Consider the following 19536-nt stretch of genomic DNA (forward strand, 5'->3'; position numbering starts at 1 on the left):
AAGTAATATTATTAAGGGCAATGAAAACTTTATTTATATTACATTTATAAATAGATACTAAACTTGTGATTTATGATCTGTAGCTGCCGTTAATTTTTACATAATCATAAGAAAAATCACACGTCCAGATTCTATCACTTGAAGTTCCTTTTTTCAGATTTATCTTAATTTTAACTTCACTCTCTTTTAGAATCTGTTTAGCCTTAGCTTCATCGAATTTAAGTGCGGCGCCGTTTCTGCATACCATTAAGTCACCGATAAAAATATCAACAAGATTTGGATCAAAATCAGCTCCTGAATATCCTGCTGCTGTTAATATACGTCCCCAATTGGCATCTTCACCGAATATGGCTGTTTTTACCAGAGGGGATTTTGCAACGGAACTTACAACCTTGTATGCGTCTGCAGCATCCATAGCTCCATCAACTGTGACTTCAATAAGCTTGGTAGCTCCTTCTCCATCTTTGGCAATCATTCTTGATAGGTTTGTGCAAACATATTCAAGTGCAGATTTGAAGGTGCTATACTCAATATCTTCCTTTAAAATTCCGGCATTATCTGCTTCGCCATTAGCTAACATAATTACCATATCGCATACACTTGTATCTCCATCAACCGATACTCTGTTAAAAGTATGCCCAACTATATCTTTAAGTGCTTTATCCAAAAGACCGCGAGAAATGTTTACATCAGTAGTAATTATGCCTATCATTGTAGCCATATTTGGATGTATCATTCCTGAGCCCTTGGCCATACCTCCGATTTTTATTCTTTCTCCCTGTATTTCAATCTCTACAGCAATTTCTTTAGATACAAGGTCGGTTGTCATGATAGCTTCACAGGCATCATGTCCACCTTCAGGTGATAAAGCAGCGATAGATGTTCTTACACCTGAACGTACTTTAGGCATATTAAGGGGCATACCGATTACACCGGTAGAGCCGATAAGTACATTTTCAACATCACATTGAAGAAGTTGGGAGGTAAGTTCTGCTATTTCACGGGCATCCTTAAGGCCTTGTTCTCCTATACAAGCGTTTGCATTTCCACTGTTGATTACTACTGCCTGAGCATAACCGCTTTTAATGTGATTCATAGTTAATTGAAGAGAATGGCCCTTTACAACATTAGTAGTAAATACACCTGCTGCTACAGCTATTTCTTCAGAACAAACAACTGCAAAGTCTTTCTTTCCGTTGCTCTTTAATCCGCAGGCAACACCTGAGGCTTTAAAACCTTTTGGGGCAGTTACTCCACCATCTATTACATTTATCATTTCTTTTTCACTCCATTTTAGTTTAATATCATTTAGTTGTATTATACATAAATAATTACCTTCATTCAACGGGTTACGTAATTTTTTCCAAAGTTAAATTCTGCTTATGCTTATTCCTATTCCTATAAAAAAGGGTAGGAAGACCTATTTATCTTTTGACTTATGCATAATATAATAATTGTGTTATATGCAATTCGTTTTTTTCTGTATCACTCGTTTTTGTCAAGCAGTTGTTACCTTTAATTCCAGATAAAAAACATTGAAATTAAGAAGTATAGAGGTTATAATAGTGAAGATTCGTCGCTTTTAATTTCTAGTACTTGGCAACAGTATTGATTTCTAAGGCCATCGAGGTTTAGAACTTAGAAAGTAAATCTTCAACTTTTATCGCCGCTAGGAGTATGTAGTGTTATATTTGCAGGTTATTTAATTGGTTGGATAAATAGTTTTGATAAATTAGCGTAAGGGGATGGTTAAATGTCTGATGCAAGAAAGGTTGTAAAGAAACAGGAACTACCTTTGCTGCCTCTAAGAGGTCTTACAGTATTTCCCTATATGATTCTTCATTTTGATGTTGGTAGAGTGAAGTCTATAAAGGCTTTAGAAGAAGCAATGATAAACAACCAGCTTATTTTTCTTGTTACGCAGAGAGATGCAAAGAATGATTCACCGAATGCAGATGATATTTACAAAATTGGAACAATATCTAAAGTTAAGCAGCTTTTAAAGCTTCCAGGTGATACTATAAGGGTTTTAGTTGAGGGAATAAGCAGGGCTGAAATATCAGAATTTACTCAGACGGAACCGTTCTTCATGGCTGAAGTAGTTGAAAAAATATATGTAGATGATGAAGAAAGCAAAGTAGAAGTAGAAGCTTTAAAGAGAAGGGTGATATCTACTTTTGAAGAATATTCAAAGTTTAATAACAAGATTTCACCTGAAACAGTTTTGTCAGTTATGAGTATTGACGATGCTGACCAGCTTTCTGATATTATAACTTCAAATCTGTCGTTAAAGGTTGAACAAAAACAGGAGATACTTAATGAATTTCAACCTAAAGTTCGTCTCGAGAAGCTTTTAGAGATAATAGTTAAAGAAATTGATATTATGCAGATTGAAAAGGACATAAATATTAAGGTCAGAAAACAGATGGACAAGATGCAAAAGGAGTATTACCTGAGAGAACAGCTAAAGGCAATACAGAACGAATTAGGTGACAAAGAAGGAATTACAGGCGAGGTTGAAGAGTATAAGAGGAAGCTTAAGGAAGGTAATTTTTGTGAAGAAATAGAAAAGAAAGTGTTGAAGGAATTAGATAGACTGCTAAAGATGCCCTCAGGTTCTGCCGAAGGTTCGGTAATCAGGACATATTTAGACTGGATATTTGATCTCCCATGGAATAAAAAAACTGATGAAATAATTGATCTGGAAAGAGCTGAAACAATTCTTGATGAGGATCATTATGGACTTGAAAAGGTTAAGGAAAGAATTATTGAGTACCTTGCAATAAGGAAGCTTAAAAACGATTTGAAAGGGCCTATTCTTTGTCTGGTAGGACCTCCAGGGGTTGGTAAGACTTCAATAGCTAAATCAATAGCTAAGGCATTAAATAGAAATTATGTAAGAATGTCTCTTGGTGGAGTTAGGGATGAAGCTGAGATAAGAGGACATCGCAGAACCTATGTTGGTGCTATGCCGGGAAGGATTATAGCAGCTTTAAAGCAGGCAGATTCAAAGAATCCCCTTATCTTGCTTGATGAGATAGATAAAATGAGTAATGATTTTAGAGGAGATCCGGCTTCAGCTATGCTTGAAGTACTTGATGGTGAACAAAATTTTGCGTTTAGGGACCACTATATGGAACTGCCTTTTGATTTGTCAGATGTATTGTTCCTTACAACTGCAAATAGCCTTGATACTATTCCAAGACCTCTTTTGGACAGGATGGAAGTTATTTCTCTTACAAGTTATACTGAAGAGGAAAAAGTTAATATATCAACCAGATATCTTTTTCCAAAACAAATTGAAGCACATGGGCTGAAAAAGGAAAGTGTAAAAGTAGATGAGCAGGCCGTTAGAGACATTATCAATTGTTATACAAGGGAAGCTGGAGTTAGAAATTTGGAGAGACAGATTGCTACAGTATGCAGAAAAGTAGCTAAAAAGCTTGTTTCCTCAAAACAACACTCAATAAAAATTACTTCAGCAAATTTGGAAAAATTCCTTGGTACCAAAAAGTACAGGTATGACAAAGCTAATGAAAAGGATGATGTTGGTATTGCAACAGGTCTTGCATGGACTCCTGTTGGAGGGGATACCTTATCTATAGAGGTAAACCTCATGGAAGGCAGCGGAAAACTGGAGTTAACAGGACAGCTGGGTGATGTTATGAAGGAATCTGCAAGGGCTGCTATGAGTTTTATCCGTTCAAAGGCACAAGAGTATATGATTGAAAAGGATTTCTATAGCAAGTATGATATTCATATACACGTACCTGAAGGAGCTATACCAAAAGATGGACCATCAGCCGGTATAACTCTTGCAACGGCAATGGTTTCTGCATTGACAGGAATTCCTGTAAAAAGGAATGTAGCCATGACAGGTGAAATTACTTTAAGAGGCCGTGTTCTTCCAATTGGTGGACTTAAAGAAAAGGTACTTGCTGCTCATAGAGCGGGCATAGATACTATCATTATTCCTTTTGAAAATAAAAAGGATCTTGAGGACATACCTGAGGTTGTAAGAAAAAAAATAAAATTTGTTATTGCTGAAGGTATGGATACTGTTTTAAATACAGCTTTAGCAAAGACTAAGTTAAAAAGCATAAAAAATACACAGGGAGATGAGAAGGTGGCTGTTACAAAAAGTCATTCTCAAATCCATGAAGTATCACAACCTATAATTGAGCAGTAGTATTGAATTTTAGATCCACATCAAAGTTTATATAACGCAGTTTCATATTTCTATGAAGCTGCGTTTTTTAATGCCTAAGAAATTGCATTGATTTTTTTAATTGCATAGTTTTTATTAGAATGGTAAAATGGGAAGACAAAAGGTAAAATCACTTAAACTAATATCGATTGTGGTGTATTTATGAGGCTTAATAAACTTTGCGGCAAAATTATTCATAACTATAGCATTTTTGCTCTATTTGGACTATTATGTTTTATACCACTTATACCATTTGGTATTGTTTATCATCTTGAGGGTGCTTTTGCAAAAGTCATGAGCGTTTCGTCCTATCTGACTTGGCATAACATGTTTGAATTTGTCAGTATCCTTGTTTCTATATCTGTTTTCTTAGTTGCATATTATTCTTATGAGCAGACAGGCAGTTTAAGGACTATTTATCTTGGAAGTGTTTTTCTTACAATTGCTTTTGTTGATATGTTTCATACTTTAAGCTTTAAGGGTATGCCTGATTTCTTTGTTGCGAACACGACGTCAAATAGAGCTACTACACTTTGGATAATTTCAAGGGCTATTGCTTCAATAGGTTTTGTTCTTGCAGGCTATACCTCAAAAATGAAGAAGGAATGGAAAGTTGACAAAAATATCTTTCTTTTTATACCTGTAGGTTTAAGCACTGTTATATTAATAACAGTTACGCGGTTTCATGATTTTTTACCGCTAATGTATGAAGAAGGGGTAGGCTTAACAGACTTTAAAAAGAATTCAGAATTAGTGATTATATTTTTGTTTTTTATTAGCATTGTTAAATTTATTCATAGATATTACAAGGACAGAGAAACAGTGGAGTTGGGCTGTGCTTTTTCTATGGTGCTTAGCATTTATAGTGAGATTGCATTTACGCAATACGCGAGTGTATATGATATATACAACTATTTAGGGCATATTTATAAGTTCCTGGCCTTCTTTATAATTTTTAAGGTGATGTTTATTAATAACATCAGAAAGCCTTATATTGAACTGTATGATGCGAAGCAGGAAATAAAGCATTATGCTGATAATTTGGATTTGCTTGTCCAGACGAGGACTGAAGAACTTAGAAAGCTAAATAATCAGCTGATGGACGATTTGAGGTATGCAAAGGACATTCAGAAGGCTGTGTATCCGTCAAGATTGCCTCAAGAGAGAGAAGTGGTTTTTGATACCAGATATTTTGCAGCAGAGATTGTGAGTGGTGACTTTTACAATATATTTAGGCGTGATGAAGACAACATTGCTTTTTTTATTGGGGATGTATCTGGCCATGGTGTGCCGGCAGCTATGCTAACTGTTTTTGTGAACCAAACCGTTAGAACGATTTTAGATATTGAGCTAGGCATTATAAAACCATCAAAGGTTCTTAATAGTATATATAAATCATTTAATGAAACTAACTTTAAGGAAGAGGTTTACATTGTTATGATATATGCTTTGTACAACAAGAGAAAAAAGGTACTTACATATTCTTCAGCAGGACATAATGTAGAGCCTATTCTGATAAGGGATTCCGGGAACATAGAAGAAATAGATATCAAAGGATTCCCAATATGCAAGTTTGGAGAATATTATAATAATCAATATGAAGATGGAGAAATACCTCTAGGGTGCAATGATAAGATCCTGTTTTATACTGATGGCTTGATTGAAGCACGAAATGCAGATGGAGATTTCTACAGCAGGGAGAGGCTTCTAGATCTGATAAAAAGAAATTGCAAAAAAAGCGGTAAAGAGCTTAATGAGTTGATTTCAAATAGTTTGTTTGAATTTACCGCAGGGTTTGCATTAAAAGATGATGTGACTTTCTTTGTTATGCAGGTAAATGAGTAGAATTACAGTTCAAGACCTAGTATTTTTGATTGATATAACTGTCTACTAAAGATTTTTTTTCCTCATTAGTAAAAACGTTTTCCTGTATAAGCCTATTTAATATAGTCTCATTTACAGAATGAAGAATTAAGTTATCATAGTCCAATAAGACAATCTCAAACAGTTTTTTCTTTAGACTTGGTGACTTAACCTTTACATAATAAGATTCAACACCTATAAAATCTATTAATGTCAAAAGTTTCATAGTAACATCATCTTTTCTTGAGTAGTAATAGTTGGACTGCTCTAAAAAATCTTCTCTTGCGGCATTCTTTTTACTCAGGTCATGTGCTCTTTTTTGGTAATACTTTGCCAATACATTGTAGTATTGGTAATTGTATATAGCTTTTTTGACATTGTCTATTTTTTGAAAAGGTTTAATATCTAATGCATTTATACATCTATAATTTGCTTCGATGAATTCCTCTTTTGAAAGATCACCTTTGGAATATTGCTCAATTAAGCTGTTTCTATTGAGTAAAAACTCTTCGAATTTATTTGGTACAATTTTTTTTGGTGACATTTTCAACCTACCTGTCTAGTGCTTTTTTAACACAACTAATTTCTTGATTCCAAGTGTTAAAATACACTTTATTTGTTCTAATTTCCGCATACCATAAAAAATACGTGGAATTGATTTAAAGTATTGACCAATTGTTTTATTTTATATTAAAATATATAGTAAAAAAAGTAAAGCTGTTCTTTTACTTATTCAGTAATGTTTAGTATAATGATATATATAATTATTATGTTTCCAAATTATAAGTTCATGAAAGTCCATTTTGGGTCAGAGGATGTTTAGTAAACTTCTTATTCAATATTTTAACCCGGTGTTAAGTAAATCTGTTTTTTGAGATGCAAAGTGCAAAGTTATGTATTGTACTAAACCTAATAGCAATACATTTAGTTTCTGAAGTTCCTATGAGAGTATTCTAAAATAATGTAATACAGGAGGGCTGTATGGCTTTATACACAACTGTTGCTGTTTTAGTAGTAACCTTGCTGTTCTGTGTGAATCTAACGTTTTTTAACAGAATCAACCTTTTGAGTAAAAACAGTATTTTTGTTATTTCGCTGGCGTCTATTGTAATAAGCATATCGTTCCCTTTGGTACTAAATGGATTTATTAAAACAAGTATCTTATCGAACTTCAACTTTGCTTTATTTACAAGTATTATTACATGTTCTGCATTAATTGTAATTATGTCCTTGATTATTTCTTATATGGCTGGAGATGAAGAAAGTGGGGGTAAGCTTGCGAACTGGAAGTATAGTATGTTTTTACAAGCATTTCAAAAAAGTGATTATTGCAAAGAACTTATAACCAGTGAAAATACTAGCTTTTCTGAAGTTCAAAGCGCTGATTTATCGATACAAGGAAAAAATATCTTAGAAAAATCTGTTGACACTGAGCAAAATATTGATACAATGGGAATAGAAACTTTTAATAGTGAAAGTTTGTTTCTTGATGTTAATATAGCAAATCAAATGGATAATAAAGCTAGCGAATGTTGTTCGGAATATATGGATAACCTAAGTATTACTGCTTGGGATAGTGGATCTAATAGTACTGAAAATATAGGAAGCAATAGCTTTGTCGATGATTATGAAGTGTATGAGGACTATTTTGAAGAAGAAGTTCTAGATGAGTTTCAGTGTGATGAAAGTAAATATTGTAGTGAAAATGGTCAGATAGCTGAAAAGAAAGAAGTTGAAGGTATTACTTCTATTTGTGATGAAGTTAAATCTGATACTATTTTGCAAAACGAATTAATAAATGAGTACGAGGATGAATATTTAGACAAAAGTTTAGATATAGTATTTAATGAAATAATTTTGGATGATATAGGTCAAGATGAAATGCATACAGATTTTGATGGCAGTGATTACGAGTTAAGTGAAATTAAAGAAATAGATGCAGTTGATGAAGTTTTTGAGCTGGTTGCAGCACATATGGATGAGTTTGTTGAAGAGAATGAAACCATGAGTGTCGAATCGCCTCAGCCAAATGCTGTAAAATCGGTTGATGAAAGTATTGATGAAGCGTTTGGGCTGAAAGAAAAGGGTGATTTTGAAGGCGCAATATTAAGCTTCTTTTATGCTTTAGATAATGGACCTAGTGATGATGTGGTTTTTTGGATAGTTTTGGATATTTGCGTATTATATAAACAATTAGGACAAGTTGAACTTGCAAGGGAAGTGCTTGAAAGTTATATTTCTCAGTTTGGTGAGATTATGGATGAAGCAGTAAGACATGAAATTGAATTAAATTTACAATAGATTTGATTAATCCTAATTATAAGATCGAGTACTAAGGGGGTACGCAAAGTAATGAAAAAGACTCAGGAAATAATAGGTTTACCGATAATAAGTATTTCTGATGGGATTGAAGTAGGAAGAGTTAAGAATATTATTACCAACGCTGCAAAGGGTGCTATAGATTACGTTGTAGTAGATAGTGGAATTCAAATTCTTAGCGCAAAGATAATCCCTACAGTCAATATACTTGGGATCGGTGAGTATGCAGTGACAATTGAGAATGAAGAGGCAATCAATGACCTGAGCAAGATACCTGCTGCAATAGATTTGCTGCAAAAGAATATTCAAGTTACAGGAACTAAGGTTCTTACCAAAAAAGGTAGACTTATTGGTGAGGTTGGGGATATCTATGTAGATGAGGATGATAATTGCAACATATTGGGTCTAGAGTATATTGCTGACATAACTCACAAAAAGATTCGTATCATACCAAGAGCGAGTGTTATTACATTTGGTAAAAATCTTGTTGTTGTAGTTGAGGATGTTGAAAGCACATTACTTGATAAACCCTCAGATATTGGGACTAGTAACAGTGAACCTGAAATAGAAAAAAAAAATTTGATGAGTAATGACCGTGGATACAATAATGATACCGCAGAAAGTATTGTAATTGAAACGGACAAGCTAATAGCTGCAGAAGGTAATACCTTATTCAAAGAAATAGATACTTCTTTTCAAAATCAACAGCCGGATTTTGGTATGTTCATGGAATCAACAGGTGCAGATTTCCCGCTAGCTCAAAGTGATGACAATGATGCTGGTTATGAAGTCGCAGATGCAAATGATAACAGTATTAATCTTTCAAATGATTTTAATGATAATACTGAAAATACCATAATGCTGGATGATTCTAGTAATAAAGAAACCCTAAATGAAAATGTTGAGGAAACTTCAGATAACAGGGAAACAATTCAAAGAGCTCAATCTAATGATGCTAATAATACCAAGGCTTCTAATGCATCTTCCGGACAGAGCGGCGCAGCCAGCTTATTTGAGCAAAGACAGAAGCAGTATCTCAATGGAAGAAAGGCTACAAAGACAATAACTTCAAATTCGGGTACGGTAATTATCAGTGAAGGTTCTACTATTACTGATGATGTTATTGAGTTTGCTAAAGAGAATGGAAAATTAATTGAGTTGGTAATGAATAATAAGGCATAAAACTTATTTAATAGACATAAAAGTATAAAACATTTTTACGTTTTATACTTTTTATGTTTTTAGGAACAACCTAGAGTTTTTTATATATAAGAATAAATAAGAAAGCGTTTTGTATAAAAATTCTCAATAAAAAGTGAGAGTGAGTATAATGGCAAAACCTAACAAAAGCTACATTGTAATGCTCGTTCTACTTTCCCAGACTGTATTGTCGGTTTCTATAGGTATGCAAGCCCTTCATGCGTCTTCAAAAGAACATATTATACCGGATGTGTACATAGATTCATTAAACGTAGGAAATCAGACAAAGAGCCAGGCAGCATTAATGGTAAAGGAGCATTATGATAAATTGTATTGCAGCTCAAGTTTATTGATAAGATATGGTAAAGGCAAGAATTACAGTATCAAGTTCTCGGATATAGATTTCTCAATAGATTATGATGCTACTGTAAACGAGGCATATTCCATAAATGAACACAGTAAGCTTGCAACGTTAATCAAAGGGTTCTTTTCGTTCGATAGAAAGATGGTGTACCCTGTAATAAAGTTTAACGAAACAAAGCTTGAAAAGAAGCTAAAAGAACTTGGATTACTTATAGACAAAGCTCCTGTGGATGCGCAAATGTATTTGGAAAATGGTGTAGTAAGGAAAACTTCTGAGGAGATGGGAATTAAACTGAATATAGCTAATTCTATGGAAAAGGTAAAAAATGAACTTAGGAGCCACCTTGATTCTGCTATTGAGTTTGACGCCCAAAACAATTTCGAAATCACCACTGTGAGGCCTAAATTGGCTTTAGATGAGCTTAAAGGTGTGGATTGTATTATTTCGAGTTATACCACAAAAATTAAGTCTCCAGAGCTAAGAGAAGCTGTCAAGGAAGGTGCAAAGTCAATTAACGGATGTCTGATATTGAGTGCTGGCGTTGACAGTGAAAAAACTCATGGGTTTTCGTTTAACCAATGGTTAAAGAAAAAGGACCCTTCTTTTGAACCAAAGAATCAAGGATATAGCCAAGTGGCATCAACTCTTTATGCTGCATTGCTCAAAACTGGTATTGATGTTAATTGTATTGACAGAAAGAGGTATGAAACACCAGTAGATTACATTGAACCTGGTCTTGATGTAAAAATATCTGAAGAAGACGGTGATTTCCAATTTGACAACCCATTTGATTTTCCAATTGCAGTTTTTTCTGAATCTGATGATGAAAATGTTACAGTATATATAGTAGGCAGCAAGAGTCCTGATTATTCAGAAAAGGATATAGAGGTAAATATAGTACAGAGATTTGATCCACCTGTTTTGAGAGTCGTAAATTATGATCTGCAACCTCAGGAAGAGAAGGTTATAAGTAAAGGAAAACAGGGAATCGAGGTTGGAGTATATAGGGTTTTAAAAGAGAATGGGAAGGAAAGCCGTGAGCTTATATATACAAATAAATATGATTCTGAAGGAGCAATATTACAAGTAGGTCCAAAAACCAAACCTGATGATCAGGTGGATAAGTAGTAAATAGGTGAAATATTACTTCGGATTTTCAAAATAAAAACCCTAGTTGATAGGGTTTTTTATTTTGAAAAATTTGTGAAAAAGTATTCTGAAGATTGAATGAAGCAAATGCCATTAGGTTTTGATTTTGATCTAAAAGTAAGACGTTATAACTTCTACGGCGTTATACTCTGCTATTTTATCGGCATACTCTTCAAGGTAACCCTCGTAGTAGCTTGTATTAGATACCCTACTGCCATATTCATTAAGCAAAGATTCAAAGTACTTAATGCTATCTACCGAGAAGGTATTCTTGGTTAGTACCATATAATAGGTGCTCTTAAGCTTATACAAAGTGCTCTCACCTGTATACATCAATTTAATTCTGTTACATAAGCTCAGGATATGGTCAAAATGTTCGAAGGAATAAATTATTATAGAGGAACAGACTTTTTGACTTTTCTTTTTTACCCTTAGGTCTGACTTCTTAAATTTATTCTTTATATATTTTTGAATGGATTCAAAATCGCTATCTTCATCAAGCTTAGAGATAAAGATGACAAAACCATCACTATCATCGGGAGAAGCTTCGATTGCCAATTGAGACTCAGAGGTATTAAAACCGAACTGAATTTCAGCTTGTTCCATCATATCCCAAAATAATTCCTGAGTTGCAGGAGAATTATAATTTAGAGCTTCAAAATCAATATTTCTTTCCTGCAAATCACTTAATGAAATTGTAACTTTAATTTTATTATCATTAATTTTTTCTATTTTCATCGCGCATCACCATTAGTTATTTACATAATTGTATTTTTCTATATTATATTATACTTCCTATAAAACAAAATGAGAAGTATAAAAAAATTAACAAAAGATATTAGAAATTAAATATTAATAAAAATCAAAAGAATGTATTAACTTTCATAATATACATCGGAATTTTTTCTATTTCATTAAGCACATTTTTATTTCCCATGTTTTCTTGTTGAAGAAATATAAACTATTTTAGATTAAAGTAAATTTACAAATAATAAAAATATTGATTTATGCGTTTTATGTGATAAAAAAGGGAGATGGTGGGATGGCTGATGAAATAAATTCAACTGAGAAGACACAAGGTGACGAAGCAACTCAGGAGATTATATATAGTAAAGATAAGGATTATTATAAGGGTATTGGTGGAGAGTTGAGGATGAAAGCTGAGGGATTATTTAAAAAGGCCAAGGAAAAAGGAATATCAATTGAAGATATAGATATTGTAAAGTTGAATGAAAGAAGTGCTCAGTTCCCTGGGATAGGAGAAATTAATCTTCCGACTTTTGTTATTAAAGTAAGGGGAAGAGATGTAGCTACAGGTCAGGTAATTGTGGATGGAAAACAGGTTGATTTTTATAACAGATATCAGAAATATTTGGCTCAAAAAATTGAAAGCAGAAATACTGTTAAAGATGAAAACGGTAAGACAGTTTATAAAAACAGGAAGCCTAAGGTCAAGGAGAACCCTGATTTTTCCCTTAGCGAATGGGAAATATTTGATATAGGAAAAGAGCTTCTTGATGATAAGGAGTTTGGCTTGGAGAAGACTATAACTGGCGCTTGTGATAGGATAATAAGAAAATTAATGGGAGAAAATGATTGGCTGTATCCGGAAGAAGCACGAATGTTGGATGAGGAGTTTAGTATTGTTGAAAATAGAATACAAAAGGAGCAGGCCGAGAGAAAGGATGTTTCTGCAACACAAAAGAAGGCAACACTAAGACAAATTAATTACTTGAAGCAGAAGCTTAAAAATATGGGAATAGATCCTGATAATAATTTTGTGATGAATGGAATTATGAAAGAAATGGGGTTTAACCCTGTAGATATTAGTGAGCTTAGCGTTGGAGAGATGAGTAAAATAATTGATAGTCTAAATATAATTGTACCAAAAATAAAAGAATTGATGGCAAGAAAGGAAAAGACTGGGGATGTTAACGAAGGTAGTACTATTGAAGTGCCAGATAATTACAGGCAGTAAAGATATTATAATATAGCATTAAGTATAAAATATAATGATATTGTTTTTAATTGGTGGTTAAAATTGGTAATTGACTGCTGGTTTTTAAGTAGTATAATTAAGAAAATAAGTATATACGAAGAAATATAATGCACAATATATAAGTATATATGCTTTTTTATAAAAGTGGACATTAAGTTCTGCTAGATTTTAGGGGATTTGCCATGCAAATTCCCTAAATTAAGAGTGCTGCAAAATTATTTATCAAAAAGATTCATATTTTGTTGAAAAAGGATATTTGGTATGATTATAATAGTTATGACATAAATAAATGCTTTTTTACACTATATTTGTTAAAATTATTTTTTCATGATGAGGTGACAATGATGCAAATAGTACTTGCATCCCAATCGCCTAGAAGGTCTGAGTTGCTCAAACAGTTAGGTTTGGATTTTACAATTAAAACAGCTAACATTGATGAGAGTAATTCTATGGGGCTTAAGGCATCAGAGCTTGTTCAGCATTTGGCATTTGAAAAGGCGCAGGTTATAGCCTCAAGTATAGCTGAAGATTCAAGCTCTAATAAAGAATATATAGTAATTGGAGCTGACACAGTTGTTGTTAAGGATAGCATTATTTTAGGCAAGCCACAGGATATGAAGGATGCTTTCAATATGCTTAAATCATTACAGGGAAGATGGCATGAAGTTATGACAGGAATAGCTGTTATTGATGTCCAAAGTTCTAAATATGATACAAGTGTAGAAATAACCCGTGTAAAGATGAAAGAGCTCACGGACGGGATGATTAACGCATATATTGACTCGAGAGAGCCTTTGGATAAAGCTGGAGCCTATGGAATACAGGGGCTGGGAGCTGTACTTGTTGACAGGATTGACGGCTGCTATTTTAATGTTGTAGGTTTGCCTATTTCAAAGTTGAGTGATATTTTAAGAAATTACGGAATATATGTTTTGTAATAAATTGGTTTACGTGTACGTTGTAATGTGAATTTTTCCAAAGGATGCAATATAACAGCATAATCTGTAAAACAGATTGGGAGGAGAATTATTAAATGAGTTTATTTTCTAGAGATATTGGTATTGATTTAGGAACAGCTAATACATTAGTGCACTTAAAAGGAAAAGGTATTGTAGTCAGAGAGCCATCTGTCGTTGCAATAAATAAAAAATCGAACGATATACTTGCAGTAGGTGATGCTGCAAAGGATATGATTGGTAGAACACCTGGAAACATTGTTGCAATAAGGCCAATGAAAGATGGCGTTATTGCAGACTTTGATATTACTCAGGCTATGTTAAAGTATTTTATTAAGAAGGCTATGTCAAAAGGTGTAATTGGCAAACCCAGAGTAGTAATTTGTGTGCCTTCCGGAGTTACTGAGGTTGAAAAAAGAGCGGTAGAAGAAGCTACCATATCAGCTGGAGCCAAGGAGGCCTACCTTATAGAAGAACCTATGGCAGCTGCAATAGGTGCAAATTTGCCTGTTGAGGAACCATCGGGAAGTATGGTTGTTGATATTGGTGGTGGAACAAGTGAAGTTGCAGTTATTTCTCTTGGTGGTATAGTTACCAGCAAATCCTTGCGTATAGCGGGTGATGAGTTGGATGAAGCTATTGTACACTATGTTAAAAAAGAGTATAATTTGATGATAGGTGAGAGAACTGCTGAAGAGATAAAAATGACCATAGGGGCAGCTTATCCGAAGCCTAAAGAGGAGTCTATGGAAATAAGAGGAAGAGATCTTATAACTGGTCTTCCGAAGAATATAACCATAACCTCATCTGAGGTTGCTGAAGCTTTGAAAGAGCCTATAAATTCCATAGTTGATTCAATAAAGTTTACCCTTGAAAAGACTCCACCAGAGCTTGCAGCAGATATTATGGACAGAGGTATAATGCTTACAGGTGGTGGGGCTCTCTTAAGTGGACTTGACAGGTTAATTAAAGGTGAGACGGGTATGCCTGTGTCAGTAGCTGAAAAACCTTTAGATTGTGTAGTAATGGGTTCGGGAAAGGTGCTAGAAGAGATAGAAACATTAAAGAAAGTGCTTATTTCTCCTAAAAAACTAAGATAGAAGGGAGATAATGTATTTTGTTACGTCTTATAAAAAGCAAAGTGTTTATCTTATTAGTTATTACTTTAGCAATATTGGTTGTTATAGGTTTTTCTTCAATGCCAAATAACAAGGTTAATTATGTAGGGGATGTTTTTAGTACTATTTTATCTCCATTCCAGAGATTTATAGATTTTTCAGGCGGGAAGATTAATGATTTTTTTGCTCATTTTGATGATATTAATAAGTTGAGAAAAGAAAATGAGTCTTTAAAGAAAGAAAATAATGATTTGAAAAGTCAAAATAGGAAGCTGTCAGAGTTAGAAGATAAGAACAAAGAACTTAGAAAAGCTCTGAATATAAAAGATCAATATAGCAGTATGAAGATGATGGGAGCTAATATAATAGCAAAAGATATGGGTAACTGGTTTAATATTTTTACCATAGACAGGGGAACAAAGGATGGTACATTAAATGACTTTCCGGTTGTGACAAGTGATGGTCTTGTAGGAAGAGTTATGGGAACAGATGTTTTATCCTCGAAGGTTATATCCATAATAGATGAAGGCAGTTCCGTCAGTGCAAGGTTGACTAAGACCAGCGATTTAGTTGTTATAAAAGGTGATGCAAAGCTTAAAGACCAAGGTCTTTGCATAATGGAATATATTCCTGCTGATGTGGATATATCAGTGAACGACACTGTTGAAACTTCAGGTATGGGTGGAATTTATCCGAAAGGTATCGCTATAGGCAAAGTAAAGGAAGTAAGGCAAAGAACAAATGAGTTGGACAGGTATGCTATTATTGAGCCATCTGTCGACTTCAGAAGGCTTGAAGAAGTGTTTGTTTTAAATACCAAGAATACTAACAGTGAAGGCGAAGATAACAGATGAGAGGAAAAATAATTGCCTATACTATCCTAATTTTTCTGACAGTTTTGATTCAATCTACTTTAGGTAGTTCTATGAGTGTTTATGGGGTTAAGCCTAATATAATTTTAGTTGTAATAGTTATTGTAGGGCTTTTAAGAAATAATATTGAGGGTGCAATAGTAGGTTTCTTTTGCGGACTGTTGCAGGATTCAGTTTCAGGCATGGTTATTGGATTTTATACATTATTGGGGCTTTACCTTGGGCTTGTTATTGGTTCTATAAATAAAAAGCTTTATAGGGAAAATATTCTTATTGCAGTTTTTTTTACTTTTCTGTCGACAATAGTTTATGAGTATCTAGTTTACTTTTTAAACACATTTTTAAGAAGACCACTTGGTTTCATCTATCCGATGCAGAATGTAATTCTACCTGAAGCAATTTATAACAGTGTAATTTCTATATTTGTATTTATAATAGTAGTTAAATTGCACAGGCGTTTTGAGGAATTTGACAAAAGTTCCAGAAGGTATTGATTATTTCTTAGTTAAGTGTAATTCTTAATTTACTATTCGATATAACTGGTGGTGAGGTTATGGAAGAAAAAAGATCAAATGAAAGATATGTTTTACTTGCGATTATGTTTTCGCTTGTTTTTGGGGTAATTGTGGTTCAGTTGGTAAACCTTCAAATAATTCATGGAAAAGAGAATGACGAAAGTTCCCAGCAAAGGCTTTATCAAGAAAGGGAGATTGTTGCATCAAGGGGTATAATAGCAGATACCTATGGGGTACCTATTGCTACAAATAGAGTTGGGTATACAGTTCAGGTGGCAAAAACTGGCCTTAAAGAAGCTGAAGTTAATGTGATGATCCTTAAATTAATTGATATTTTTAAAAAAAATGGCGATTCATACGAATCAGGACTTGCAGATTATCTGACTTTTAACCCTATAGCATATGGGAATAAAATTAAAAAATCGGATAAAGCCCTGGCAAAGTGGAAGAGTGAGATGGTTTTAAAGGATAAGGATATAGCGTTGTTGAAAACACCTTTGGATGTTTTTAAGTATTTCAGGGAGAAAAAGTTTAATATTGATAAGAAGTATACTGACGAAGAAGCTTATAAAATAATGTGCATGCGTTATGACATGCTTATCAAGGGGTATACAGCATCTAATCCACTTTGTATTGCAAAGGACGTGGACTCCAAGACAGTGGCTCAGATTGAAGAACGAAGTTATGAGTTCCCAGGTGTTCTTATTGATATGGAGCCCGAAAGAAAGTATGTTGATGCATCTGATTTTGCACACGTATTAGGTTATATAGGTTTGATGACTGACAAAGAATACGAAGCCAATAAAGATTCTGGATATAAGTTTAATGACAAAATTGGTAAGATAGGTATTGAGCAAGCTGCCGAAAAATATTTAAGAGGAATAAATGGAAAGAAAAAGGTTGAAGTGGACACCAGCGGCAGGCTGACTGCTGAATTAAACAGTGAACCGGCAATACCGGGAAATGATGTTTATCTTACTATTGATTCAAAGCTTCAAAAGGTTGCAATGGAATCTTTACAGCGTAATATTGAGGAGATTAAGTCGGAAGCCGATTTTAAAAAGAATTTTGGGGACGCTTTTGCAGGGGCAGTTGTTGCAATGGATGTCAATAATGGTGAAATCCTTGCGATGGCAAGTTATCCGACATACGATCCTAGTGTTTTTTTGGCAGGGGCTGATGATACTGAGGCTGAGAAGAAAAAAATGGAGTATAATACTGATAATAAAAACACACCTTTGCTCAATAGGGCTATTGGGGGGAAATACACCCCTGGGTCAATTTACAAGCCTATTACCGCAGTAGCTGCACTTGAAGAAGGAGTAATAACTCCAAAGACAAAGCTTTATGATAAGGGATATACGACAATTGGTGGTTGGAAGTTTTACTGCTTGGAATATAGAAATCATCAAGGTCCCCATTATGAAATAGATCTCAATGAGGCATTGATGACTTCATGCAATATATACTTCCACGAAATTGGCTACAGTACAGGGATTGATAAAATAGATAAGTGGGCAAAGTTATTTGGACTTGGAGAACTCACAGGTCTTGAAATAGGTGGAGAGAAGAAAGGTACAAGAGCTAACAAGGAAACAAAAAAGGCGACCTGGAATGATGATTGGAGGCCGGCAGACACAGCGCAGGCAGCAATAGGACAATTTAACAATGAGTTTACTCCTATTCAATTAGCAAACTATGTTAGTACTCTTGCAAACGGAGGGAAAAAATATAAGCCTCATTTGATAAAACGTGTAAAAAAATATGATGGTTCCATTGTGATGGAAACTAAGCCGGAATATGAAACTGTTCCTGTTAAAAAGGAAACTCTGGAGGCTATTAAAGAGGGTATGGTTTTGGTTTCAAACTCAGTTGAAGGAACTGCATCTTCCACTTTTCAGGGTTTTCCGTTCACTGTTGCATCTAAAACTGGTACACCTGAAACAGGAAATGAATCTAAAGGAAGTTCATCAAATGGTCTTTTTATTGCCTACGCCCCAGCAGAAAATCCTCAAATTGCAGTAGCTGTAGTTGTGGAACATGGTGTATGGGGGACAAACACTGCACCGATTGCGCGTGATGTACTGGAAGAATACTTTGGATTAAACAGTGATGCGCATAGTGATGATCAAATTGCAGTGGAAAGAGTTGGATTTACACACTAATCGACTAAAAATTAAACAATAAATTAATGCAATGGGGGTTATTATAAATGAAGGAAGGCAGTGTAGTTTTTAAGGGGTCTTTAAACTGTCTCACTATTATTTTTAAGGAAGATGTTGAATTTAATGAGATACTAAGGCAGATAGAGGAAAAGGTATTATCTGCGGGGAAATTTTTTAAAGGTGCTACGCTTTTGATTAAGTATCGGGGCAAAAAGTTGTCATTTGCAGAAGAGGAGAAAGTATTTCAACTTCTCCAAAATAAGAGCGGGGCAAAGATAACAGGTATTGAAATGGATACGGAAGAACCGCCGAAAGTTGAAGTTGAGCCACACCCTCAACCTCACGCAAAGATCAGGATGAGTAATTTTTTCTTTAAAGGGTTGGAAGAAGGAATAACCAAATTTTACAGGGGGACTGTCAGATCGGGTCAATTGGTCAATTTTGACGGTAATCTGGTTGTTGTAGGTGATGTAAATCCCGGAGGCGAAATAATTGCAACGGGAAATGTTGTGATTATGGGATCATTAAGAGGTATTGTACATGCAGGTGCCAATGGAAATAAGGAAGCAATTGTAGTAGCTCTAAATCTTCAACCTACGCAGTTAAGGATTGCTGATGTAATAACACGTGCTCCGGATGAAAAAGATACTGGAGGTCAGTTTACACCTGAACTTGCGTATATCAAGGACGATATTGTATATATTGAGAGATATTTACCCTCTCGGTAAGTCTTGTGTGTAATGATTAATGAGGAATTGACAAATGATAAAAAGAAATATATAGTGTTATTAATGATAAAAATAGAATTT

Annotated in this window: 15 protein-coding genes; 12 read left to right on the forward strand and 3 right to left on the reverse strand. The window is 34.3% G+C overall.

The window, feature by feature from the left end:
* Positions 1–70: 70 nt before the first annotated feature.
* Complete coding sequence (argJ, locus tag ACECE_RS0222770; RefSeq protein WP_010251421.1) at positions 71–1276, reverse strand: bifunctional glutamate N-acetyltransferase/amino-acid acetyltransferase ArgJ; 1206 nt, start codon at positions 1274–1276, stop codon at positions 71–73.
* A 477-nt stretch (positions 1277–1753) separates the two neighbouring features.
* Here argJ and lon point away from each other — a divergent pair, with 477 nt between their 5' ends.
* Complete coding sequence (gene lon / locus ACECE_RS0222775; RefSeq protein WP_010251423.1) at positions 1754–4189, forward strand: endopeptidase La; 2436 nt, start codon at positions 1754–1756, stop codon at positions 4187–4189.
* Positions 4190–4369: 180 nt separating this feature from the next.
* Complete coding sequence (locus ACECE_RS0222780) at positions 4370–6052, forward strand: MASE3 domain-containing protein (protein WP_010251424.1); 1683 nt, start codon at positions 4370–4372, stop codon at positions 6050–6052.
* 16 nt (positions 6053–6068) lie between these two features.
* Here ACECE_RS0222780 and ACECE_RS0222785 read toward each other — a convergent pair whose 3' ends face one another.
* Positions 6069–6614: a DUF6648 family protein gene (locus ACECE_RS0222785; RefSeq protein ID WP_010251426.1), complete on the reverse strand. Its 546-nt coding sequence runs from the start codon at positions 6612–6614 to the stop codon at positions 6069–6071.
* Positions 6615–7051: 437 nt separating this feature from the next.
* On the opposite strand from ACECE_RS0222785, the gene ACECE_RS0222790 reads away from it, so the two are divergent.
* The 3 genes from ACECE_RS0222790 (at position 7052) to ACECE_RS0222800 (ending at position 11081) form a co-directional block, all read left to right on the forward strand.
* Positions 7052–8371: a tetratricopeptide repeat protein gene (locus ACECE_RS0222790; RefSeq protein ID WP_010251428.1), complete on the forward strand. Its 1320-nt coding sequence runs from the start codon at positions 7052–7054 to the stop codon at positions 8369–8371.
* A gap of 51 nt (positions 8372–8422) precedes the next feature.
* Entirely contained in the window at positions 8423–9571 is a 1149-nt protein-coding gene (locus ACECE_RS30785) for a PRC-barrel domain-containing protein (protein WP_010251430.1), read from the forward strand.
* A gap of 148 nt (positions 9572–9719) precedes the next feature.
* Entirely contained in the window at positions 9720–11081 is a 1362-nt protein-coding gene (locus tag ACECE_RS0222800; RefSeq protein WP_010251432.1) for a VanW family protein, read from the forward strand.
* 132 nt (positions 11082–11213) lie between these two features.
* Here ACECE_RS0222800 and ACECE_RS0222805 read toward each other — a convergent pair whose 3' ends face one another.
* Positions 11214–11840, reverse strand: coding sequence for an adaptor protein MecA (locus ACECE_RS0222805; RefSeq protein ID WP_010251434.1), 627 nt, complete (start codon positions 11838–11840; stop codon positions 11214–11216).
* A gap of 304 nt (positions 11841–12144) precedes the next feature.
* On the opposite strand from ACECE_RS0222805, the gene ACECE_RS0222810 reads away from it, so the two are divergent.
* The 7 genes from ACECE_RS0222810 (at position 12145) to minC (ending at position 19455) form a co-directional block, all read left to right on the forward strand.
* Positions 12145–13080, forward strand: a complete 936-nt coding sequence (locus ACECE_RS0222810) for a hypothetical protein (protein ID WP_010251436.1) — start codon at positions 12145–12147, stop codon at positions 13078–13080.
* Positions 13081–13442: 362 nt separating this feature from the next.
* Positions 13443–14039 (forward strand): Maf family protein, encoded by a 597-nt coding sequence (locus ACECE_RS0222815; protein WP_026073966.1) that lies wholly within the window; start codon positions 13443–13445, stop codon positions 14037–14039.
* Between the two features lie 95 nt (positions 14040–14134).
* Positions 14135–15157, forward strand: a complete 1023-nt coding sequence (locus tag ACECE_RS0222820; protein WP_010251440.1) for a rod shape-determining protein — start codon at positions 14135–14137, stop codon at positions 15155–15157.
* Positions 15158–15198: 41 nt separating this feature from the next.
* Positions 15199–16029, forward strand: a complete 831-nt coding sequence (gene mreC, locus ACECE_RS0222825; protein WP_456049044.1) for a rod shape-determining protein MreC — start codon at positions 15199–15201, stop codon at positions 16027–16029.
* Positions 16026–16541, forward strand: coding sequence for a rod shape-determining protein MreD (gene mreD / locus ACECE_RS0222830; protein WP_010251445.1), 516 nt, complete (start codon positions 16026–16028; stop codon positions 16539–16541). Before mreC ends, mreD begins: the two co-directional genes overlap by 4 nt.
* Positions 16542–16600: 59 nt before the next feature.
* On the forward strand, positions 16601–18727 hold the full coding sequence (gene mrdA / locus ACECE_RS0222835) for a penicillin-binding protein 2 (protein ID WP_010251447.1): 2127 nt from the start codon (positions 16601–16603) through the stop codon (positions 18725–18727).
* Between the two features lie 47 nt (positions 18728–18774).
* Complete coding sequence (minC, locus tag ACECE_RS0222840; protein ID WP_010251449.1) at positions 18775–19455, forward strand: septum site-determining protein MinC; 681 nt, start codon at positions 18775–18777, stop codon at positions 19453–19455.
* The last annotated feature ends 81 nt before the right edge of the window (positions 19456–19536 follow it).

The sequence above is a fragment of the Acetivibrio cellulolyticus CD2 genome (assembly GCF_000179595.2).
Classification (GTDB): Bacteria; Bacillota; Clostridia; order Acetivibrionales; family Acetivibrionaceae; genus Acetivibrio; species Acetivibrio cellulolyticus.